Consider the following 17,734-nt stretch of genomic DNA (forward strand, 5'->3'; position numbering starts at 1 on the left):
ATCAGCCCCGGGTGAGCTTCTTGTAGGTGGCGCGGTGCGGACGGGCCGCGTCCGCACCGAGGCGCTCGATCTTGTTCTTCTCGTACGACTCGAAGTTGCCCTCGAACCAGAACCACTTGGAGTCGCCCTCGTACGCCAGGATGTGCGTGGCCACTCGGTCCAGGAACCAGCGGTCGTGGGAGACGACCACGGCCGCGCCGGGGAAGTCCAGCAGGGCGTTCTCGAGCGAGGAGAGGGTCTCGACGTCGAGGTCGTTGGTGGGCTCGTCGAGGAGCAGCAGGTTGCCGCCCTGCTTGAGGGTCAGCGCCAGGTTGAGGCGGTTGCGCTCACCACCGGAGAGCACACCGGCCGGCTTCTGCTGGTCCGGGCCCTTGAAGCCGAACGCGGAGACGTAGGCGCGCGACGGCATCTCGACCTGGCCGACGTTGATGTAGTCCAGCTCGTCGGAGACGACGGCCCACAGCGTCTTCTTGGGGTCGATGTTGGCGCGGCTCTGGTCGACGTAGGAGATCTTGACGGTCTCGCCGACCTTGATCGTGCCGGAGTCCGGCTTCTCCAGGCCCTGGATCATCTTGAACAGGGTGGTCTTGCCGGCGCCGTTCGGGCCGATGACACCGACGATGCCGTTGCGCGGCAGGGTGAAGGACAGGTCGTCGATGAGGACCTTGTCGCCGAAGGCCTTGGAGAGGTTCTCGACCTCGACGACGATGCTGCCCAGACGCGGGCCCGGCGGGATCTGGATCTCCTCGAAGTCCAGCTTCCGCATCTTGTCGGCCTCGGCCGCCATCTCCTCGTAGCGGGCGAGGCGCGCCTTGGACTTGGCCTGGCGGCCCTTGGCGTTGGAGCGGACCCACTCCAGCTCTTCCTTGAGGCGCTTCTGGCGCTTCGCGTCCTTCTGGCCCTCGACCTTCAGACGGGAGGCCTTGTTCTCCAGGTAGGTGGAGTAGTTGCCCTCGTAGGGGTGGGCGCGGCCGCGGTCGAGCTCGAGGATCCACTCGGCGACGTTGTCGAGGAAGTACCGGTCGTGGGTGATCGCCACGACGGTGCCGGCGTACTTGGCCAGGTGCTGCTCCAGCCAGTTCACCGACTCGGCGTCGAGGTGGTTGGTGGGCTCGTCGAGGAGCAGCAGGTCGGGGGCCTCGAGCAGCAGCTTGCACAGGGCCACGCGGCGCTTCTCACCGCCGGAGAGGTTCACGACCGGCCAGTCGGCGGGCGGGCAGCCCAGCGCGTCCATGGCCTGCTCCAGCTGGGCGTCGAGGTCCCAGGCGTTGGCGTGGTCGAGCTCCTCCTGGAGCTTGCCCATCTCCTCGAGCAGCGCGTCGGAGTAGTCGGTCGCCATCAGTTCGGCGATCTCGTTGAACCGGTCGAGCTTGCCCTTGATGCCGGCGACGCCGTCCTGGACGTTCTCGAGCACGGTCTTGCTCTCGTCGAGCTCCGGCTCCTGCATCAGGATGCCGACGCTGTAGCCGGGCGACAGGAACGCGTCGCCGTTGGACGGCTGCTCCAGGCCCGCCATGATCTTGAGGACGGTGGACTTACCGGCACCGTTGGGGCCGACCACACCGATCTTCGCACCGGGCAGGAAGCTCAGCGTCACGTCATCGAGGATGACCTTGTCGCCGTGCGCCTTGCGCGTCTTGCGCATGGTGTAGATGTACTCAGCCAAGAGAAACCGTCCGGCAGTCGAGAAGGGCCAATGTGCGGCTCCGCCGCGTGAGGGCAGATACACCCCATCTTGCCGTACGGGAAGCCCTGGGCGGAAACGCGTTATGGGCGACGTGCCGGTGACCGAGCGGAACTCCTCGGTCACCGAACGTCGTGGATCGGGCCGTGCTAGCGGCCGGACGGCTCCTTCCTGCGGAGGAGGAAGACGGCGCCGCCGCCGGCCACGATGAGGACGATGGCCAGGCCCGCGATCTTGGGCGTGGCGGTGCTGCCACCGGTACTGGCGAGGTCGCCGCTGACGGACCCGCCGGAGCCGTGGCCGCCCGAGCCATGGGCGCCCGGGCCGCCGGAGCTCTTCACCGGGGTGGGGCTCGGCGAGGCGGCAGCGGGCCTGCCGGGGCCGCTCATGGCGGTGACGGGCGTCGCCGTGTTGCAGTCGAGGATGCCGGAGAACGTCTTCGAGAAGCCGTTGGGACCGGTGACGGTGATCTTGTAGGGCTGGTCCTCGCCGACCTTCACCAGGGCGGTGTCGGTGCCACCGGGCGCGACGGTGTGCTTCCTGCCGTCCAGGTCGAAGGTCCAGGGCTGGTCACCCTTGTTCACCGCGGTGATCTCCACGCCGCCCCGGGCGCAGTTCACCTGGGCGCTGACCGCGGGTATCGCGCCCTTGGCGGCCCAGCTGGCCGTGGCGCCGGCGGACACGGTGCTCTCGCTGGAGCCGGCCAGTATCAGGCTCTGCGTCTTGGTGTGGTCGCCGACGAAGACCCGGCCGACCGGGACCTTGGTGCTGGCCGTGGCCCTGAGCGTGGTCGAGCCGTCGGGGGTGCCGGCCGGGACGTCGAAGTAGAGCTCGGTGCCGTTGGTCGTGGTGGTGACCGGCTTGCCGTCCTTGTCGACGATCTTCACGCCCTTGCCGGCGGCATCCGTGGAGGGGGTGACGGTGACGCTGCCCGCGTCGGTGCGGACCGTGACCGGCCCCAGGCGCCCGCCCGCCTTGCCGGAGACGGCCGGCGGGTCGAGCGTCAGGGACGCCTTGGGCTCCTCGGCGTCCTCCGCGCTCTTGTGGAGGTAGTCGGCGAGCTTCTGGGCCGCGGGGTTCCCCGCGTCGACGCCGACGCCGTCCGAGTAGCGCCAGATGGCGACCTGGGTGCCCGCGGCGGCGGTGTTGGCGTCGAGGGTCCCGGCGCCGGACGCCTTGGCGAGCGCGCTGAGGTCGTTGACCTGCGGGTAGGAGTGCTCCAGGATCCAGCGGATCCTTCCCGCGTTCTTGTTGGCGTGGAGGGACGACTCGCCCCAGCCGGTCTCCCGGTACCTGGCGCCGTCGACGGTGCTGGTGCGGATGTCGACGCAGTAGGTCTGGAGCGTTCCGCCGCCGTCGACCTTCATCTCGAAGAGACCGGCCAGGACGTTCCGGCCGCCTCCCTCGCGCAGGACGGCCGGGCCGCCGGCCGTGATCCGGCCGAGGGTGGCGGACACCCCGCCCTGGCTCCGCGGCGCCTCGTCCGCGACCGCGGCGCCCGCGGCGGCGGCCGTACCGGCGACGGCCAGCCCCGCCGTCAGCACCACCGCGGCAAGACGGGCGGCGCCCCGTCTCGTGACAGAGTTCATGGATTTCCTTTCGGGCGGGCGCGGATCCCGCGAGGACCGGCTCCGGGTCGTCGCGGACGCGCCCCGCAGGGCAACTCAAAACTCAGCAGCCCCCGTTGCTATGGAGGGTGATCTTAGGGAGCGGTGATCACTTGGAAGTCGCACATCCCTTCGGATGGCGGTTCCGAATCGGAATCGTTACCACCGCAAGGTTTCCGGCCCGGGATTATCGATAAATCGCCGGGACAAACCCCACATTTCACAGGGGCGCCGCAGCCGCGGCCGCCGCCTCCGTCGACTCGGCAACAGGCGCCCTACCGCCCCCGGCCACCATCCGCACCGGCTCGATCGGCAGCGGCCTGGCCGGTGACACTCTGCGGAACGCCGACGTACCCCGCGTGAGGTCGTGGCCGATGGACACGGCGTCAATATCCGCCGAGAACCAGCGCTTTCCCTCGCGCTCCTGGTCCTGGACGCGCAACTTCCCCTGCACGATGAGCGGTTCGCCGACCGACACCGAGCCCACCACGTTCGCCGCCAGCGTCCGCCACGCCCACACCGTGTAGAAGCTCGTATAGGCGTCCGCCCACTCCTCCCGCTGCCGGTCCCAGCGGCGCACCGTGGCCGCCAGCCGGAAGCGGGAGACGGCCGAGCCGTTGGCCGCCTCCCGGTAGTCGGGCTGCGAGGCCACGTTGCCCACGACCGTCACCAATGTCTCGTTCATCCTGAACGCCTCCCCCGTGTCCGTGAGCTCATAGTGACCGTGATCGGCGAAGCCCGCCGGCGGCTGTGGACAACCCCGCGGTTGTGCATAACTCCGTCACCCACAGGGGGCTAGCCACTCCCCACGAGGAGCCTCAGCCCTCCCCCGCCGCGATGACGAACTGCGCCCGCACCTCCCGGTAGCGCAGCAGCTCGGCCGCCACCGGCTCCAGCACCCGGGCCCGCCCGCAGCCCGCCGCCGCGCTCCGCAGCCGGTGCTCCGTCTCCAGCCCGTACCCCCGCGCCGGCCCCCGCGCCGCCAGCCGCCCGCACCACGCCAGCACCGGGCCGCCCACGCCACCGCCGGACATCAGCACCACCGGCACCCACCACGGCCCGCCGAACTCGCCCATGAACGCCCCCACCAGCCACGCCAGCCCCATCAGTTGAAACGCCGACAGCGCGCCCTGCCCCGCCGCCACCGCCGCCCACCACCGGGGCCGTACCATCCGCGCCCCCACGCCCCCACGCGTACGCCCGCCGCCCGCCTCCGCGTCCGTGGGCCAGACGCCCGTCCGCCCGCCGTCCGCGCCCGCCACACCGCCCGGAGGTCGCCCGCCCGCGCGCCTGGTACCCGGCACCAGGGCCGGGGCCGACGCGGCGGCCACCGCGTCCAGCGCCTCCGCGAGGCCCTCCGCGCCCCGGCCCGCCGCCTCGCGGACGGCCAGGGCCCAGGGCCCGGGCAGCCCGGCGGACGCCTCGTAGGCCAGGGTGCGCACCGCCTGCTCGACCAGCGGCCGGGACGCCGTCCGGCGCGGCGCGGACGCGCCGCCCGCGAGCCCGCCCGTGCCCCGGCCGCCGGTGTCGTGGCCGTCGCCGTCGAGCGCCGCCCGGCCGCCGGAGCCCAGGCCCAGGAGCCCCTTGCAGCGCTCGTAGCCGTAGCGCAGCCGCGTCCACGTCGTCCCGCACGCCCGCTCGGCGTCCCGGCGCCACGCCCGCTCCGCCGCCAGCCCGGCCGCCTGGGCACCCACCGCCTCCGCCAGCCGGTCCTCGAACTCCTGCCGCGCCCGTTCCGTCAGCCCCGGCCGTACGTCCGTCACGTACGCCGGGCGCAGCCGCGCCGACACGCCGTCGACGTCCGCCGTCAGCCGCAGTTCGGCCGCGTTGCGGCGGGCGACGAACGCGCCCAGCGCCTCGCGCAGTTCGCCCACGCCCGCCCCGGTCAGCGCCGACAGGGCCATGACCGAGGCGCCGGGCTCGCCGTACTCGCCGAGCGCCAGCCCGTCCTCGTCCAGCAGCCGCCGCAGGTCGTCCAGGACCTGGTCCGCGCCGTCGGCGGAGAGCCGGTCGACCTGGTTGAGGACGACGAACGTCACCTCCGCGTACCCGGCCAGCGGCCGCAGGTAGCGCTCGTGCAGCACGGCGTCCGCGTACTTCTCCGGGTCCACCACCCAGATCACCGCGTCCACCAGCGCCAGCAGCCGGTCCACCTGCTCCCGGTGACCGGCGGCCGCCGAGTCGTGGTCCGGCAGGTCGAGGAGGACGAGCCCGCCGAGCGCCGGGTCGTAGGGGCGGACGGGCGTGCGCCGGGCCCTGGCCGGGATGCCCATCCGGTCCAGCAGCCCCTCCGCGCGGTCGCTCCAGGCGCAGGAGACGGGCAGCGCGGTGGTCGGCCGGCGCACCCCGGCCTCCGAGAGCTGGGCCCGGGCCAGGGCGTTGAACAGGGTGGACTTGCCGCTTCCGGTCGCTCCGGCGATGGCGACCACCGTCAGGTCGAGGGAGTGGCGGTGGCGGGCGGCGGCCTCGTCCAGCACCCGGCTCGCCTCGGCGAGGGTGTGGCGGTCCAGCCGGGCCCGGGACAGCCCGACCAGCTCGCGCAGGGCGTCCAGCCGCGGCCGCAGCGCCAGGCCGACGGGCGAGGGGGGCGCGGCGACGCGGGGCACGGGGGAGGACGACGGGTCCGCGAGCGGTGCCGCGCGCCCGGGGCGCGGGGCGGGCTCCGGACGTACGCGGCGTGCGATCACGCCGTCGTACCAGTAGCGGTCGCCGTCCGCGCCCTTCCTGCCGCCTCCTCCTTCCGCTCCGTTCTTCGGGGGCGCGCACGGAGGTACGTCGGGGGTCATGGCGGTCACCTCTCCTTCTGCAGCAGGGACAGCGCGGCGATGAGCTCGACCTGGTGCTCGGGGGTCATCTCCAGGGCCTCCAGGGGTGCCGCCCTGCGGTCCCGTTCGGAGTCGAGGACCTGTTCCAGACAGCTCGTCAGGAGTTCGGCGCCGCGGTCGCGCAGGCGCAGCGCGCGCTGGGCGCCGAACGTCCCGGCGAGTTTGTCGCCGGCCCGGCCCGCCCGGCGGCCGCCCAGCAGCTCCGCCGCGAGCAGCGCGGCGGTCCGTTCGCTCTCGGTGCCCCGGTCGCGCTCGGCGGCGCGGACCTCCTCCTCGGCGATCTCCTCCAGGCAGCGCCGCCAACGGCGGACGGCCACGCCGATCCTGGCCCGCGCGCCGTCGGGGTCGGGGGGCGCGAGGGCGGCCGCGGCCACCGGGTCGTCGGCGCAGGCGGCGGCGATCTCCTCGTCGGCGGCGTCGGCGGCGCAGCTCAGCAGCGCGACGACGGAACCGGTGAGGGCGGTCAGCAGCTCGTCCGGGGTGCTGTCGTCCGGGTAGCCGCGCCAGTGGGTGAGGGCGTCCCCGGCCAGCGCCTCCCCCGCCGCGATCTCCCGCCGTACCCGTTCGACCGCCCGCCCGTAGGCGTCCTCGACGCGCTGGAGGGTCCGTACGGCCACCGCGTGCTGGACGGCCGAGGCGCCGGCCAGTCCCGGCAGCCGGGATCCCAGTGAGGAGAGCACTCCGCGCGCGGTGCGCGCTGTCGCGACGAGCCGGGCGGCCGGGTCCTCGGCGCGCTGGGCGAGCCAGGAGCGCAGCCCGGCGACGGCGGTGGCGGGCAGCAGTCCGCTGCCGTCGGCGGATTCGGGCAGTTCGGGGATGGTGAAGCGGGGGACGTCGCCGAGGCCCGCGTTCTCCAGCAGCGCGTCGTACTGCCGGGATACCTCGACGGCCACCTGGTGCGGTACCCGGTCCAGCACGGTGACGAGCGTGACGTCGTACTCCTTGGCGGTGCGCAGCAGGTGCCAGGGCACCGCGTCGGCGTACCGCGTCGCGGTGGTGACGAGCACCCAGATGTCGGCCGCGCAGATCAGGGAGGCGGCGACCTCCCTGTTGCCGGCGACGAGGGAGTCGATGTCGGGGGCGTCCAGCAGCGCCAGTCCGCGCGGCAGGGCGCGGTCGGTCTCGATCCGCAGGGCGAGCGGCCCGTCCTCCGACGGATCCGGCTCGGGGGCGGCCCCGGCCTCCTCGTCCGCCCCCTCCGCCTCGAACGCCCCGGACGCGCCGTCCTGCGCGGGCACCCAGATCCGCTGGAGCCTGGGCAGCACCCGGGGGCCGGCGAACCAGTGGTGGTCGTCCGGATGGCACACCAGCACTGGCGTGCGGGTTGTCGGCCGCAGCACCCCCGCCTCAGTGACCCTCCGCCCCACCAGCGAGTTGACCAGAGTGGACTTGCCGGCCCCCGTGGACCCCCCGACCACCGCCAGCAACGGCGCTTCGGGGGCGCACAGGCGGGGCACCAAGTAGTCGTCGAGCTGCGCCAGGAGCTCGGCCCGGTTACGGCGGGCGCGAGCGGCGCCGGGAAGGGGGAGCGGGAAGCGTGCGGCGTCCACGCGGTCACGCAGTGCGGACAGCGCGTCAAGCAGTCGGGGCCGTACGTCCAAGGTCGCCACACGTGCAGAATGCCCAATTCTGGGGTGATTTTGAAACATATAGGCCATGGCGCGCGAGGCGTGGCGTATGGGGCCCAGGCATAACGAGTACACAACACCCGATACCAACTGCGTCAAAAACGATGCGAAAATCGCACCTGCCTGCGATTATCAGGACCGCTTCACCGAACCTCCACATCGTGTCACGGAGGTGAAGCAACCGGGACGAGGTACGCGGAGCCCTATCCTTGTCCCCGGCAAGGTCACGGCACCACCGAGCCCGGGGCTTCAGCCGTCCGCGACCGCCGCACACACCGGCCCCCGTAGCTCAGTGGATAGAGCAGGTGCCTTCTAAGCACTTGGCCGCAGGTTCGAGTCCTGCCGGGGGCGCTCCGCCGGACCCTTTCGCCTCTCCCTCCGGGAGGGGCGTTTTTCGTGCTGTCGTACCGGCCGGTCTGTACACTCGACCGCGTTTCAGGGGGCTTGGGGGGGGCCGTCTTCCGGTTGTCGTGAGCAGTCGTGAGCAAAGGGAGCGGGGCAATGGCGCGTGGCGGCGAGGGGACAGCGCAGCACCTGGTCGGGGAGGGGTGAGCCGACGGTGCCCGCGATCGCGAGGGAGGGGGTACGTCGTGGCCAATAAGCACGTGCGGGCCATGGCCGAGAAGCTCGTCGCCCGGCTTCCCGAACTCCCCCAGCCATGGGACGTCGAAGAGCTCTGCCGGGCGCTGGGACGGGCCCGGGGAAGGGCGCTGAAGCTCCACTCCGCGGACCTTCCGGCGCTGCCGTTCGGGATGTGGTACGACGACGGCGCGACCGACCACATCATCATCCGCTCGTCCGCCACCGGCTACTACCGCGACCACATCGTGCTGCACGAGATCTGCCACATGCTCGCGGGGCACGGGACGGCGCTGCAGGAGGTGTTGAGCGGTCCGGGGTCCGGGGCGGGCGCGGACGGGCGGCGGGCCAAGGGCAAGTCGTGCAGCGACGCCGAGGAGGAGCTGGCGGAGACCTTCGCCTCCCTGGTGCTGAGGATCGCCGGGCAGATGCGGCCCAAGGGGATCAGCGCGGTCGAGCGGCGGGCGGGGAACCTCCTCGGAGCCGGCCGTGCATGACGTTCCCGCATGGGTCGAGACGCTGCGGGAGGTCATCCTCCTGATCGCGTGGACCGTACTGGTCCTGCGCGTACCCGCGCTGCGACGGCCGCCGCAGCGGCCGGTATGGATCGCCCTGGCGGTCCTGGCGACCGGCTCGCTGGCGATCCAGGCGGAAGTGGGCGGCTGGGTCGACGAGGTGACCGGGGTGCCCAAGGCCGGCGAGCTCGCCGTCGCGCTGGTGGCCCTCACGGACTTCGCGTTCGTGTGGTGGCTCGCCGTGGCGCTGGACGGCGCCGGGCGGACCGTCCCCGCATGGCTGCGCCGGGCGCCGGTGGTCTGCGCGGCCACGATGGCGGCGCTCGCCTTCGCCTTCTTCGCCGTCACCCCCGCGCCCGACCGGTTCGGGGCGCGGGCGCACGGCGTGTGGGCCGGGTACGCGGTCGTGTGGATCGCCTACGGGCTGATCACGGCGGTGGGGGCGGCCGCGGTCTTCTGGCGGCACGGCGTCGCGATGCGCAGCCCGGTGCTGCGCGTCAGCGTGCTGGCGCTCGCCGTGGGCACCAGCGCGGAGGTGCCCTATCTGCTGATCCGTGGCGTCCGGTGGTTCACCGAGGCCCCGGCGTCGCTCGCGCTGGCCGGATTCTGGTGCTCCTTCGCGCGGTTCGTCCTCGTCGCCCTCGGGTGCTCGCTGGCCGCGCTCGAGCCACTGTGGCAGGTGTCCCTGTACTGGTACCGCCGGCAGCGGCTGTACGGGCTGTGGCTGCTGCTGCGCCGCGCGACGCCCGAACTCGTCGTGGCGCCGCCCCCGTCGCGGCGGACGGACCTGCTGGCGTTCGACAGCGCCTGGGAGCGGCTGCACCAGCGGGTCATCGAGATCCACGACAGCATCACGTTCCTGCACGACGGCTGGGCGTCGCCGGAGCTCCTCTACGAGGCCGGGGAGGCGACGGGCGCGCCGCCGTACTCCGGCGGTCCCGGGCAGTCCCGCCTCGTCCAGCGGCAACGGCTGACGGCCGCCGCCTGCTGGATCGAGGTGACCCGGCGGGAGGCGGCGTCCGGAGCGGACAAGCTCTACCACAAGGAGCTCGACAAGGACCTGCTGCCGGAGGTCCTCGCCGACCGGTCGACCGTGCACCGCGAGATCCGCCGGATGCTGCGGCTGCACCGGGCGCTGCGCTCCCGTACGGTTGCCTCCTTCGCCGACGGCTTCCGGCCCGAGGCGACGTCAGCGGTGGCCGCCGGCTCCTGACACGCCGGCCTCCGGCAGGACCACGTCGCCCTGCGGCAGGACGCCGGCGACCCGCCGTCCCGCGCGGAGGACCGCGCGGACGCGGGAGAGCGCGCCGAGGTCGTGCACGGGGTTCCCGGCCACCGCGAGCAGGTCGGCGTCGTGGCCGGGGGCGACGCGGCCCTTGCGGCCCGCGAGCCCGCAGGACGCGGCGGCGAGCGAGGTGACCGACGTGAGGGCCTCGGTGTTGGTGGCGACCTGCGAGGCGAAGTACACGAGGTCCGTGGGGAGCACGTCGTGCGGCTTGTGCGCGTTGATGCCCGCGTCGGTGCAGCAGACGACCCGCACGCCCCGGCGGTGCATGTACGCCTGGTTCTCCCAGTAGGGCTCGATGGTCCGCAGCACCTCGTCGGGCATGCCCGCGCGAGGCTTGACGACCGTGCAGCCGACGAAGGTGCCCGCGGCGGCCATCGCGTCGACCGTCGCGGGGTCCAGGCGCACGCCCTTCGGGGTCATGAACGTGCAGTGCTCGACGCCGTCGGCCCCGGCGGCCACGGCGTCGGCGATGCCCGCCGCCGCGTGCGCGTGGGCGACGACGGGCAGCCCCCGGCCGTGCGCGGCCTCGGTGACGGCCCGCAGCTCGGCCAGGGTGTACTGGGAACCGCCCGGATTGGAACCCGTCGTGGACATCCCGCCCGTCGCCATGATCTTGACGAGGTCCACGCCGTGCCCGGCCCGGTCGGCGACGGCGGCGACCGCCTCGTCCACCCCGTCGGCCTCGCCGCCCAGGTACCAGCAGTGGCCCCGGGTACGGGTGAGGGGCGGGCCTGCCGCCACGATCCGGGGACCCATGCCTCCCTCGGCGAACTCCTCGCGCAGCCGCAGCGACAGATAGCCCCGGTCGCCCAGGTCGCGGACCGTGGTGATCCCGGCCCGCAGGGCGCGGGCCGCGTGCTCGCGCATCCGGCCGAGCACGGTGGCGTCGTCGTCGTGGCACATCTGGTGCTCGGTGGCGCCGCCCGCCTCGAAGGCCAGATGGCTGTGGGCGTCGATCAGGCCCGGCAGCAGGGTGGCGTCCCCGAGGTCGGTGAGCGGCACGCCCTCCGGCGGGTTGGCGCCGGTGAGGTCGACATCGGTGATCCGGCCGTCCTCGACCAGGACCAGCACCGGGCCGTTGTGGGCCCGTTCGCCGTCGAAGAGGCGTGCGGCGCGTATGGCCGAGCGGGAGTCGTCCACGAGCGGTGCTCCAAGTGTCTGTCGTCGGTGGGGTGGTCGGGACGCGTGGTCGCGACTTGTGGTCGTCGTCCGCACGCTAGCCCGTACCGGCACCCACGAGAAGATCACAATCGGGCAGCTCAGGGGGCCTGGGCCGCCACAGCCGGTACACCGCCCAGCGGCACCTCCCCCAGGGCGCCGTTGGTCCGCGCCACGACCGAGCCCAGCCACAGGGTGTCCCTCGCCCGGGTCATGGCCACGAACAGCCGGGCGCGCCGGAGTTCCTCCCGTTCGAGAGCGATGCCGTCCTCGTCCGGCGGCCCGGGGGCGCCCGCCGTGGTGTGGCCGGGCAGGTAGACGTGCTTGAACTCCAGCCCCTTGGCGCGGCGGTAGCCGCCGATCTTCACCCCGGGCACGGGCCGGCCGTCGTAGCGCTCCAGGGAGCACTGCGGTATCCCCGCGCGGGCGAGCAGCCGCTGGTAGTGCTCCGTCTCGCGCCGGGTGGGGCACAGCACCGCCGAGTCGGGCCAGCCGGCCTCGCCACGGCCGCGCAGCGCGGCGAGCAGGGCCTCGTCCAGCTCGGCGGGGGTCCGCAGGACGGCACGGGTGACCTGGCCGCCCCGGTAGGTGAGGTCGACGTCGCGCAGGCCGGCCAGCCGGGTGCCGTCGATGTCGTCGAAGGCGTCCTCGGCGACGACGGCGAGGGCCGCGTCCAGGATCTCCTTGGCGTTGCGGTAGTTGACGCGCAGGACCTGGCCGCGGTCGCCGCGCACGTCGATCCCGGCGTCGGAGAGCCGGAAACCGCCGGGGTAGACGGCCTGCTGGCCGTCGCCGACCAGCAGCAGGCCGTTGGGCGCGTCACCGACGAGCGCGTGCAGCAGCCGCACCCCGACGAGCGTGAGGTCCTGGACCTCGTCGGCGATGACGGCCGCGTACGGCGAGCGGCCCGGCCGGGCGCGGGCCTCGGCCAGGGCGAGGCCGAGGATGTCGTTGAAGTCGTGCACACCCCGCTCGGCGCGCACCCGCTCGTACTCCTCGTACAGCGCCCAGACCGCCTCGCGGTGCGGACGGCGGAGGTGGGTGCGACGGCGGTGGCGCCTGAGCGTGGCGTACTCCTCGAAGCGGGTGATGCCCCGGCCCTTGATGACGCAGTCGACCTCCTCGTGCCAGTAGTGCGGCGACGGGTCGAGGGTGCCGAGCACGCTGTCGCGACCGCGGTGTATCCAGGCCCGGTTGAACGCCGTCAACGCACCCTCGCCGTGGAGCCGGTGGGGAATTCCGCGCTCTTCGAGGAATTTCAGCGACCAGGAATGCAGGCTGCGGAATTCGACCCGGTCGGCGACGGCCGGGGACATCGTCCGCAGGAAAGTCGCCTGCACGCGCGGCAGATTGCTGGCGAACGTCACGTACAGCACGCGCCCGGTCGTGCGCTGCGCGAGGAGCGCTGCGCGGTGGAGGGCCACGGCGGTCTTTCCCGTGCCCGCCGGGCCGCTGACCCGGGCCGGGCCCGACCAGTTGCGCCGGACCAGGGCGACCTGGTCGGGGTGGAGGAAGGTCATCCACTGCTCGATCGGGCCCCGGCGGGCGGCCTCCACGGCCGCGTCCCGCAGGCCCTCGACGTCGAACAGGGCGTCCGCGAACAGGGGGTCCGTCGGCTCCTGGGGCGCGTGCGCCGCCGGGCTCGCGCCGGAGCGTCCGGCGGGCACGGACGAGCCCTCGTACGCCGGGAAGACCCGGGCCAGATGACCGGCGACCTCCCCCACCCGGGCCGGGGCGAGCCGGGTGCGCTCGGCCAGCAGCGCCGGCCCCACCTCGCGCTCCCCCAGCAGCCGCACCCGGCCGAGCTCGCCGCTGAACGAGCGGCCGGCGAAGACCATCACCGGCCGGACCGCCACGGGCGACATGCCGAGCTCCGCCACGGCCGCCTCCGCCAGCCGGGTCACGGCCAGCAGCTTGCCCACCTCCCCGTCGCGGCGCTGCCGGGCGGCGGCGAGATGGCCGTCGGCGGTCTCCGGGGCGGCCCGCCAGTTCTTGACGTCGATGACGAACACGCCGCCGGGCCCGATCAGCAGCATGTCCACATTGGCCGACCGCGTCCCCGGCCAGCGCCGGTCCACGAGCAGCCGCCAGCCCCGCTCGGTGAGCATCAGCAACTGGGCCGCGACCTTGCGCTCGCCCTCGCTGGCCGCCTCCCAGCGCCGCGCCTCCTGTTGCGCGGCCCTCAGCTGCTCACGCAGCTCACGCTCGTGCCGCCGGGCCTCCTGGGCCCTGGTCGATGCCGATCCCCCAGCCGCCATGCCCCCACCCCCTTTACCACCTACTCCCCCGAAACATGCATATATACGCAAAGTAATGATCGTACTGCGCTTCGGAATCGGCGCCCTGGAGCGAGGTATCGTCGGCCGGATGCCGAGCGCGCCCTGCGCGCGCCTGATCGACTCACCCGACCGACGCACCGACCGACGAGGAGGTTTGCGATGCCGCACGCGGGGTCGTCGCGACCGTCGCACATCCTGCTGCGGGACGACGCGGGGCGGTGGGCCACCGCCGCGCCGGAGCGCACGGTGCTGGGCGTCATCCACAACGTCACGTCCGCGACGCGGCTGTTGGACCTGCTCGCGCCGTTCGAGGGCGACAGCCGGGTGCATGTGGTGTTCACCTGCACGGGGTCGTCGGCGTTCGAGAACGGAACGCGGGAATTCATAGCCGCGCGACAACTCCCTTGGATATCCTGGGAGGAAGCGAAGCGGAAGAAATTCGACCTCGCGGTGAGCAGCAGCCGGGGCGGCGAACTCCATAAGCTCAACGCCCCACTTGTGGGCGCCCCGCACGGCGCTGGATACAATAAACACTTGCGCCGGGAGCCGGGAGCCGGGAGCCGGGAGCCGGGAGCCGGGAGCCGGAAGCCGGAAGCCGGAAGCTTTCGGCCTGGATGCGGAATGGCTCACTCACGACGGGGAGCTGATCCCCTCCGCGATCGTCCTCTCCCACGACGAGCAGCGTGAACGTCTCCGTCGCGGCTGCCCCGAGGCCGTACCGATCTCCGTCGTCGCCGGCGACCCGTGCATGGACGACCTCCGCGCCGGCCTCCCCTTCCGCGCGGAGTACCGTGCCGCCCTCGGTCTGACGCCCGGCCGGAAGCTCCTCGTCCTCACCTCCACCTGGGGGCCGCACTCCCTCCTCGGCGCGAACATGGACCTCGTCCGCCGAGCCCTCGCCGAGCTGCCGCACGACGAGTACCGCGTCCTCGCGGCCGTGCACCCCAACGTCTGGTACGGCCACAGTGGCTGGCAGGTCCGCGCCTGGCTGGCGCCGTACCTGCGGGCCGGGCTCCTCCTGCCCGCGCCGGAGACGGACACCTGGAAGGCGGCCCTGGTCGCGGCCGACGCCTTCATCGGCGACCACGGATCACTGACCCTCTACGCCGCCGCCCTCGGCGTGCCCGGCCTGCTCGGCGCCTTCGGCGACGACGTGGTGGCGGCCGGTTCGCCCATGGACCGGCTGGGCGCCGCACTGCCGCGCGTGGCGCCGGACGTGCCGCTCGGGCGCCAGCTGCGCCGCGCGGCCGCCGCCCGGGCCGACGACGAGCGGCTGGCCGCGATCGGCGGCCTCGTCACCTCCCGCCCCACGCGGGCGGCCGAACTGCTGCGCCGCCTCTACTACGAGCGCCTGGAGCTCGACGAGCCCGCGTGGCCCGCCGTTCCCCGGCCCGTCGCCCTGCCGCTGCCGCTCCCCGCGGAGCGGTACGGGCCGGTGCCGCCGCCCATGTTCGTCGACGTCCGGCCCGAGCCGGACGGGACGCTGGGGCTGCGCCGCCACGTCGCCGAGTTCCAAGGGGCCGTGACGGGTCACCTGGCCGATCCCCATCTGGTGGTGGCCGAGGGCGACCCGGACGGGCGGTGGGCCGGGGCGGCGGACGTCGTCCTCGGCCGGGCGCCGGGCCCGCGCGAGACGTACCGCTCGGCCGCGGAGCGGGTGTTCGCGGCGCACGGGGGGTGCTGGCTGGTGGCGTTTCCCGACCGTGAGGGTGGGGCGGGGTGCGTCGCCGTCACACGGGACGGAGGGGTTCTCGGCGGGCGGTGGGAGGAGGGGGGCGCCGCGTTGGGGTTCGGGGTGGCGGCCTCGGTGCTTTACGCGGTTGCGCGGAGCGGTGTGGTTTCGGTGCGGGTGGGGGGTGCGGTGGGGGTGCTGCAGGTGGGGTAAGGGTGCCGGCCGGTGGGTGGTTTTGTGCCCACCCTCCCCCAGCTACCGCTGGGAGGTGCCCCCAGCCCTGCGGAACGCCTGCCCACAAAACGGTTACGACAGGCGTTGCCGCGCCCTCTCCGCCGAGGCGCTGCTCGCCTGTTCGTACAAGGTCAGGGCCTCGCGCCAGTCCGTTTGCGCCTCCGGGCGGTTGCCCTGGGTCGCCAGGAGGTCGCCTCGGTCGAGGAGTATGTCGGCCTGCTCCTTGGGGGCGCCGCAGGTCGCGATCAGGGTGACGGCCTCGTCCAGGCTGGGGAGGGCCTCGTCCGGGCGGTCCGCGCGGAGGCGGGCCCGGGCGTGGTGCCAGAGGGACTTGGCCTCGTTGAAGCGGTCGGGGCGGCCCGGGAGTTCCGCGAACATCCGGCGGGCGCGCAGCAGCAGGTCGGCCGCCTCCTGGTGGCGGTGCGCGGCGGCGTGGGCGCGGCCCAGGTGGAAGGTGAGGAGGGCCCGGCCGCGCGGGTGGTCGAGGCCGTCCAGCGCCCGGGCCGCCCGCCGGAAGTGCTCGGCGGCGTCCTCCGGGGCGCCCTCGCGGAGCGCGAGCAGGCCCAGGCCCTCCAGGGCCGAGGACTCCGTGCGGGCGTGCCCGGCGGCGGACGCCAGCCGCAGCGCCTCCCGGTAGTGGCGCCCTGCGGTCCCGGCGTCGGCCGCGTCACCGCGGTCGGCGTGGGCGAAAGCGAGCTCGTAGTGCATCCGGGCCACGGCGAGGTCGTCGCCGCACGCCCCGGCGGCCTTGAGGCCCAGCTCGCACACCTCGATCCAGTCGGGGTGGTACTTGCGCCGGAAAAAGAACCCGCGCAGCGCCTCGGCCAGTTGCCAGGCCATGGCGTACCGCCCCAGGTCGTGGGCCAGCCTCGCCGCCGCCACCGCGTTGGCCCGGTCGGGCTCGAAGGCGTCCAGGGCCTCGGTGGCGTCCGTGGACGCGGCGTCCTCCCCGGGCCCGGTGAACACCGGGCCGTACCGCCAGCGGTCCGAGACGAGCCGCTCCACGGCGGCCGCCCGGCGCAGGTACCACTCCAGGATCCGGTCCACGGGCGCCCGGCCGTCCGCCAGGGACCGCGCGTGGTCGTGGACGAGCCGGTGCATGCGCACCCGCCCCTCCCCGGCCGGTTCCAGGACCCGCTCCCGGACGAGCGTGCGCGTGTCGGTGTCGTTCCCCGCCAGCCACTTGACCAGGTCGCGGGAGAACTCCGGCGTCGGGTGCGCGCCGAGCGCCCGGTAGAGCGCGGCCGGGCCGTCGGCCAGGGACAGGTGGACGGCGCCCAGCACCTGGGGGACGGAGAGGTCGTCCACTTCGAGCGCCTCCAGCCGGGTCCGGTGATCGCCGAGTTCGCGGGCCAGCTCGGCGGGGTCCTCCCCGAGCCCGTACAGCTCGCCCGCGCGGGCGGCGGCGATCCGCACGGCGAGCGGATAGCCGCCGCAGGCGGCGAGCACGCTCTCCAGGGCGGCCGCGCCCGGGACGGCGTCCTCACCGGCCACGGCGCGGAACAGCTCGGCGCTGGCCTCCCTGTCCAGACTGCCCAGCGTCAGGCCGAGCATGCTCGGGTACCGGCCTTTCAACGCGGTCAGCGGCATACGGCTGGTGACGACGACCACGCTGCCGGGGTGCGCGGGCAGCAGCGGCCGCACCTGGCCGACGTTCACCACGTCGTCCAGCAGGACCAGCAGCGGCGCGTGTGCCGTCAGCGAGCGGTAGTGGGCCTCCAGCGCGGCCTGTCCGGCCGGTCTCTCGTCCGCCCGCGTTCCCAGTTCCTGGACGAAGCCCTGCAGTACGGAGTGGGGGTCGAGCGGCTGGAGGTGGCCGTGCGGGCTCATGTCGGCCTGGAGCTGGCCGCCGGGGAAGTGCCGGCGCAGGCGGTGCAGCCAGCGCAGGGCGGTGGCCGTCTTCCCCATGCCGCCGAGGCCGGTGAGCGCCACTATCAGGGGCGTGCTCCGCGCGGCCCGCCCGGCGGCGGCGCGTTCGAGCTCGGCGAAGACCGGGTGACGGTCGACGAACACGTCCGGTTCCGGGGCCAGCTGACGGGGCGCCCGTATCGTCGCGGCGGCGTGGTGGTGATGGTGGTACTGGATCTCCCGCCCCTGCAGCACCGGTCCGTGGTACGTCCCGCCCTCGATGGCGTTCCGTATCTCGTCGCCCATGCGTTCCCCCCTGGCCCGCCTCGGTCGTGGGGCAAGATCCTACGTTCGGACGCCCCTCAACACAGGGCGGGAAACGCGCCTGGCGCCCCGGCCGTCGGCCGGGGCGCCAGG

At 73.8% G+C, this 17,734-nt stretch carries 11 protein-coding genes and 1 tRNA gene; 4 read left to right on the forward strand and 8 right to left on the reverse strand.

Features of this window, described 5'->3' with window-relative positions; genetic code table 11:
• Position 1: 1 nt before the first annotated feature.
• The 5 genes from ettA to EKH77_RS10855 form a co-directional block, all read right to left on the reverse strand.
• A complete protein-coding gene (gene ettA, locus EKH77_RS10835; RefSeq protein ID WP_126914195.1) occupies positions 2-1,666 on the reverse strand; it encodes an energy-dependent translational throttle protein EttA in 1,665 nt (554 codons plus the stop codon).
• Positions 1,667-1,833: 167 nt separating this feature from the next.
• On the reverse strand, positions 1,834-3,273 hold the full coding sequence (locus EKH77_RS10840; protein WP_126914196.1) for a Cys-Gln thioester bond-forming surface protein: 1,440 nt from the start codon (positions 3,271-3,273) through the stop codon (positions 1,834-1,836).
• Between the two features lie 238 nt (positions 3,274-3,511).
• Entirely contained in the window at positions 3,512-3,976 is a 465-nt protein-coding gene (locus tag EKH77_RS10845) for a single-stranded DNA-binding protein (protein WP_126914197.1), read from the reverse strand.
• A 133-nt stretch (positions 3,977-4,109) separates the two neighbouring features.
• Positions 4,110-6,077: a GTPase gene (locus EKH77_RS10850; RefSeq protein ID WP_126914198.1), complete on the reverse strand. Its 1,968-nt coding sequence runs from the start codon at positions 6,075-6,077 to the stop codon at positions 4,110-4,112.
• 5 nt (positions 6,078-6,082) lie between these two features.
• Positions 6,083-7,717: a dynamin family protein gene (locus EKH77_RS10855; protein ID WP_126918000.1), complete on the reverse strand. Its 1,635-nt coding sequence runs from the start codon at positions 7,715-7,717 to the stop codon at positions 6,083-6,085.
• Between the two features lie 305 nt (positions 7,718-8,022).
• Between EKH77_RS10855 and EKH77_RS10860 the strand changes: the two genes are divergently transcribed.
• The 3 genes from EKH77_RS10860 (at position 8,023) to EKH77_RS10870 (ending at position 10,051) form a co-directional block, all read left to right on the forward strand.
• A tRNA-Arg gene (locus tag EKH77_RS10860) sits at positions 8,023-8,095 on the forward strand.
• 239 nt (positions 8,096-8,334) lie between these two features.
• Entirely contained in the window at positions 8,335-8,820 is a 486-nt protein-coding gene (locus tag EKH77_RS10865; protein ID WP_126914199.1) for a hypothetical protein, read from the forward strand.
• Positions 8,813-10,051: a DUF6545 domain-containing protein gene (locus EKH77_RS10870; protein WP_206279840.1), complete on the forward strand. Its 1,239-nt coding sequence runs from the start codon at positions 8,813-8,815 to the stop codon at positions 10,049-10,051. The genes EKH77_RS10865 and EKH77_RS10870 overlap by 8 nt, the downstream gene beginning before the upstream one ends.
• Here the strand turns inward: EKH77_RS10870 and EKH77_RS10875 are convergent.
• Together EKH77_RS10875 and EKH77_RS10880 are read right to left on the reverse strand one after the other, a co-directional pair.
• Complete coding sequence (locus tag EKH77_RS10875; RefSeq protein ID WP_126914200.1) at positions 10,028-11,266, reverse strand: amidohydrolase family protein; 1,239 nt, start codon at positions 11,264-11,266, stop codon at positions 10,028-10,030. The two genes, EKH77_RS10870 and EKH77_RS10875, sit on opposite strands and share 24 nt — an antisense overlap.
• Positions 11,267-11,385: 119 nt before the next feature.
• Entirely contained in the window at positions 11,386-13,542 is a 2,157-nt protein-coding gene (locus EKH77_RS10880; RefSeq protein ID WP_126914201.1) for a nuclease-related domain-containing DEAD/DEAH box helicase, read from the reverse strand.
• Between the two features lie 769 nt (positions 13,543-14,311).
• Between EKH77_RS10880 and EKH77_RS10885 the strand changes: the two genes are divergently transcribed.
• Positions 14,312-15,448 (forward strand): hypothetical protein, encoded by a 1,137-nt coding sequence (locus tag EKH77_RS10885; RefSeq protein WP_126914202.1) that lies wholly within the window; start codon positions 14,312-14,314, stop codon positions 15,446-15,448.
• Positions 15,449-15,541: 93 nt separating this feature from the next.
• On the opposite strand, the gene EKH77_RS10890 is transcribed toward EKH77_RS10885, so the two are convergent.
• Positions 15,542-17,623, reverse strand: coding sequence for a tetratricopeptide repeat protein (locus tag EKH77_RS10890; RefSeq protein ID WP_126914203.1), 2,082 nt, complete (start codon positions 17,621-17,623; stop codon positions 15,542-15,544).
• Positions 17,624-17,734: the final 111 nt, after the last annotated feature.

The organism is Streptomyces luteoverticillatus (assembly GCF_003970715.1).
GTDB lineage: Bacteria > Actinomycetota > Actinomycetes > Streptomycetales > Streptomycetaceae > Streptomyces > Streptomyces abikoensis.